The 1,359-nt window shown below is 47.1% G+C and carries 1 protein-coding gene; it reads right to left on the bottom strand.

Annotated elements, in window-relative coordinates:
* A partial coding sequence (gene gspD, locus A3750_RS16150) for a type II secretion system secretin GspD (protein ID WP_068548441.1) occupies window positions 1-1,359 on the bottom strand: 1,359 nt, incomplete at both ends.

Here is a 1,359-nt window from a genome sequence, read left to right as displayed (position 1 = left end):
AAAACACCAATAGATTTTGTTTTGTCACGACTTCCGAAGAGCTACGAAACAACGCGCCCAACCAAGGGATATCTCCTAGTAGCGGCACCTTACTTTCGCTCATTCGAACATCATCACGAATCAAACCACCTAAAACAATCGTTTCACCATCATCCGCAAGAACATTAGTTTTGATTTGACGCTTTGTCGTAATAATATCGGCTCCAGCCGTTGAAGGAGAAACACCAGAGATCTCCTGCTCAATTTCAAGACGAACCAAGTCACCCTCACTAATACTTGGCGTCACGATCAGTTTTACACCAACATCTTCGCGCTCAATCGTTGTAAACGGATCTGAAGTGCCTGCGCCGCCAGAACTCGACTGACCGGTAATAATCGGAATGTTCTCACCAACAATAATCGATGATTCTTGGTTATCCATTGTGATCACTTTAGGCGTTGATAGTACGTTCGCACCGGCATCACCCTCTAAGGCCTGAACCAATGCTCCCCAACTGACCCCATTACTGTTGGTATCACCCACGCCAAGCGTCAAACCCGTGGTCGGCGAACCCAAAAGACTTGGATCCAAATCACCNTTGGGATCGTTATCTTTATCAATTAAGGCACCAAGCAGGTTGGCCGCACTCAAACCAATCTCGTTGAAGTTGGTAAAGGCACCTGGAATAGATGCGCCTTCATCGTACAACGCCCACTGAATACCCAGTTTATTGTCTGTATTATCCTGAATCTCAACAATCGCAGCCTCAATCAGAACCTGAGCTCTGCGAACATCCAACTCCTCAATCACACCCTCAAGCTCTTGCAACAAGGAAGGCTCGGCACGTATCACTAATGCATTCAGGCCTTCGTCTGCATATACACTTGCATCAACCTTGGGCGCAGCCTGTCCTTTCTCTGCAGCTTCCTCACTCACTATGTCGCCCATCAATCCACTAAGAAGCTCAGCAATCTCTTCTGCATCGGCATGCTTCAACCTAACCACTTTCGTTTTGCCACCGGTTGAAGACGGCTGATCAAGCTTGGAAATAAGACTGCGCATTTTCTCTCGAAATGGCTCATCACCTCGAAGAATCAATCGATTACTACGCTGATCAGCTACGACAGAAAACTTGTTAGCGCCTTTGCTTTGAGCGGACTGACCAAGCTCACTCGGGGCCAGCTCCTCAAGCAGTTTAACCATATCGCCCACCCACGCCTCCTGAAGCTGAATAACTTCAAGCTCGTATTTCGATGGACTATCCAACTCATTAATAATTTTGCTGATGCGCTTTATATTAGATACGTGATCACTAATGATTAGAGCGTTGGCTGCCGCGACACCTGCTAAATGCCCATACTTTGCGACCATTGGTCGAA

This window comes from Oleiphilus sp. HI0079 (assembly GCF_001635105.1).
Note: the sequence above shows the minus strand (reverse complement) of the source record. Positions and strands in the feature narration are given on the sequence as shown.